Origin of the sequence: Rhodoferax sp. (assembly GCF_023701345.1) — a bacterium.
In the GTDB taxonomy this organism is placed as follows: Bacteria; Pseudomonadota; Gammaproteobacteria; order Burkholderiales; family Burkholderiaceae_C; genus Rhodoferax.
Genome location: NZ_JAMPXE010000222.1, coordinates 1 through 2,757 on the forward strand (window position 1 = coordinate 1; position 2,757 = coordinate 2,757).

Below are 2,757 nucleotides of genomic sequence, written 5' to 3' on the forward strand. Positions count from 1 at the left end.
CCCGCGCGGTTGATCAACACATGACCCCGTGCCTTGGCCAAATCGGTGGGCTGGTCGTACTCCAGCTGGTCTGCCTTGATCACCATGTCGCCGCGGCGCAGCATGGCGTTGCCCTCTACCAGTGTTTCCAGGTCCGGTCGCCCCGTGATGTGCTGGCCCGAAACAAAGCTCGGCAAACTGCCGCGCACCCCGGGTGCAATCTGCTCTTGCAACAGGGGGCTGGTTTGCAGCATCAAAGGCGCATCAGCGCTCTGTTGCGCACTCACCAGAGCCGACTGCAGCAGCGTGGCCAGCACGCTCAGGCGCAGCGCAAGGGCGTGCCCCCGCTGCTTAAACACGGGCGTGTCTGGCATCAGGCAAGGCATTTGGAAAACGCGCATGGTTCGAAAACGGTAACGGGCATGAAGTAGGCGCGGTAGAGGGCTGGACAGATTTGTAGAATGGATTATCCATGAGCCACGCCACTACTCCCCAAAATCCCACGCAAGCCGCCATTGTCTGGAACGATCCCACCCGCGCCGGGCAGTTTGCCCGCTGGCTGACGGCCGCCGCCGTCCAGCACGGTTTGCAGCCTGACAGCCTGTGTCTGGCCTCGGCCGACGCCAGTTTCCGGCGCTATTTCCGCATTGACGCCCAGGACGGCAGCCGCATCATCATGGACGCGCCGCCCGACAAGGAAAACAGCGCGCCCTTTGTCAAGGTGGCGGCGCTGATGCACGCTGCCGGTGTGCACGCACCGCAGGTGCTGGCCTGGGACGAGCCGCTGGGTTTCATGCTGCTGACCGACCTGGGCACGCAGACCATGATGCAGGTCATCAACCGTGAACAGCCCCAAGCGAACCTGCCTTTGTATTTGCAGGCGGTGGACGCGCTCATCGCCTGGCAACTGAGTTCACAGCCTGACGTGTTGCCCCCCTACGACGAAGCGCTTTTGCGCCGCGAGTTGGCGCTGTTTCCCGACTGGTACATCAGCCGGCACAAGGGCGTGGTCATGGACGATGCCATGCGCCAGACGCTCGACAAGAGTTTCGAGGAGATCATCCGCCACAACCTGCGCTGGCCCAGCGTCTTTGTGCACCGCGACTTCATGCCCAGGAACCTGATGGCAGGACAGGCACCAACCGACCCACTGGGCGTGCTCGACTTCCAGGACGCCGTGTACGGCCCCATCACCTACGACATTGCCAGCCTGATGCGCGATGCATTCCTGAGCTGGGACGAAGACTTTTGCCTGGACGTGACCATCCGCTACTGGGAAAAAGCGCGCCAGGCCGGCCTGCCGGTGGGCGACGACTTTGGCGAGTTCTACCGCGGTGTGGAGTGGATGGGCCTGCAGCGTCACCTCAAGGTGGCCGGCATCTTTGCCCGCCTGACGCTGCGCGACGGCAAGCCCCAGTACCTGGCCGACACGCCGCGTTTCATCACTTACATCCGCGCTACCTGCGCCCGTTACCGCGAACTCAAACCGCTGCTGCGGCTGGTGGAAAAGGTCGAAGGCATCGAGGAGCCCGCCGTTTTCGGCTTTGGGCGGCAATAGAACAACGGCGGCCACGCCCTGCCTGGCGTCGTCTGGCTTGGCGCCCTTCAGAAAAATCAAGAGTCAACCCGATGTCAAATCAGTTCGTCGAATTCACAACAGACAAGCAGTTCATCCGGCGCGTGCGCGAACTCAAAACGATCCAGCTGATGATCTCGATGTATTGCTCAAGCCATCATCATGGTCATGGCAACGACGCGCTATGCGCCGACTGCTCTGCATTGTTTGACTATGCCCAGCGCCGTTTGCAGCGCTGCGTGTTTGGCGACGCCAAACCAAATTGTGCCAAGTGCGTCGTGCACTGTTACAACAAAGACATGCGCGAAAGAATCCGGGTGGTGATGCGTTGGGCTGGGCCACGCATGCTGCTGAGACACCCGGTTCTGGGAATATTACATTTGCTGGCCGACCGGCGGCCCGTACCGATGTTGCCAACCAGACATCGCGGGTCAGAGCACTCGCGAAACGACGAGCCCTGACTCCAACTGATTAGCGGTCAAGCCCCCGACACGGATCAGCAACAGCCGCCCGAGCGGCCCGAGCCGTAGCGGGCTTCCTGGCGGTTCCTGAAGAATTCCAGCTCGGTCATGATCGGCTCACCCGGATGGGTGATGCGCCGGTGCCGGACGTAGGTGGCGTAATCGGGTACGCCCACCATTTGCCGGGCGGCCTGTCCCAGGTACTTGCCTACCGTGGACAGGTCGTTGAAGAACAGACTAGCCATTGACCGGGATCGCCTGGTACGGGGTCTCGCAACTGGTCTGGTGGTTGGTGCGCGAGGCCTTTACGCAGGCGATGACGGTGTAGTACAACATGCTGACCACCACAAACATGAAAAACAGCGCCAATCCAGCATCGAGTTGGTTGTTGAACACGATCTGTTCCATCTGGGCCATGTTCTTGGCCGGTGCCAGCACCGTGCCCTGGTCGATCGCTGCCTGGAACTTGTTGGCCAGCGCGAGGAAGCCGATCTTCGGGTTGGCATCGAACACTTTTTGCCAGCCTGCCACCAGGGTGCAGAGCAGCAGCCAGGAGGCCGGCAGAATGGTCACCCAGGCAAATTTCTGGCGCTTCATCTTGAACAGCACCACCGTGCACAGCATCAGTGCGACACCGGCCAGCATCTGGTTGGAAATGCCAAACAGCGGCCACAGGCTGTTGATGCCGCCCAGCGGATCGACCACGCCCTGGTACAGGATGTAACCCCAGGCGCCCACACA

At 61.4% G+C, this 2,757-nt stretch carries 4 protein-coding genes and 1 pseudogene; 2 read left to right on the top strand and 3 right to left on the bottom strand.

Annotation, left to right across the window (positions count from 1 at the left end):
• Positions 1-353, bottom strand: a pseudogene (locus tag NDI87_RS17395) (LPS-assembly protein LptD); the annotation flags it as partial.
• A 98-nt stretch (positions 354-451) separates the two neighbouring features.
• On the opposite strand from NDI87_RS17395, the gene NDI87_RS17400 reads away from it, so the two are divergent.
• On the top strand, positions 452-1,537 hold the full coding sequence (locus NDI87_RS17400) for a phosphotransferase (RefSeq protein WP_296276858.1): 1,086 nt from the start codon (positions 452-454) through the stop codon (positions 1,535-1,537).
• Between the two features lie 71 nt (positions 1,538-1,608).
• Positions 1,609-2,016: a nitrous oxide-stimulated promoter family protein gene (locus tag NDI87_RS17405; RefSeq protein WP_296276859.1), complete on the top strand. Its 408-nt coding sequence runs from the start codon at positions 1,609-1,611 to the stop codon at positions 2,014-2,016.
• A 35-nt stretch (positions 2,017-2,051) separates the two neighbouring features.
• On the opposite strand, the gene NDI87_RS17410 is transcribed toward NDI87_RS17405, so the two are convergent.
• The gene (locus tag NDI87_RS17410) at positions 2,052-2,261 is read right to left on the bottom strand and encodes a YbdD/YjiX family protein (RefSeq protein WP_296160085.1); all 210 of its coding nucleotides are present in this window, start codon (positions 2,259-2,261) and stop codon (positions 2,052-2,054) included.
• A partial coding sequence (locus NDI87_RS17415) for a carbon starvation CstA 5TM domain-containing protein (RefSeq protein ID WP_296276860.1) occupies positions 2,254-2,757 on the bottom strand: 504 nt, incomplete at its 5' end. The genes NDI87_RS17415 and NDI87_RS17410, both read right to left, overlap by 8 nt.

Excerpts from the sequence above, each read along its gene's own strand:
- NDI87_RS17410 (WP_296160085.1), bottom strand. The coding sequence starts at position 2,261 with ATGGCTAGTCTGTTCTTCAACGACCTGTCCACGGTAGGCAAGTACCTG.
- NDI87_RS17405 (WP_296276859.1), top strand. The coding sequence starts at position 1,609 with ATGTCAAATCAGTTCGTCGAATTCACAACAGACAAGCAGTTCATCCGG.
- NDI87_RS17400 (WP_296276858.1), top strand. The coding sequence starts at position 452 with ATGAGCCACGCCACTACTCCCCAAAATCCCACGCAAGCCGCCATTGTC.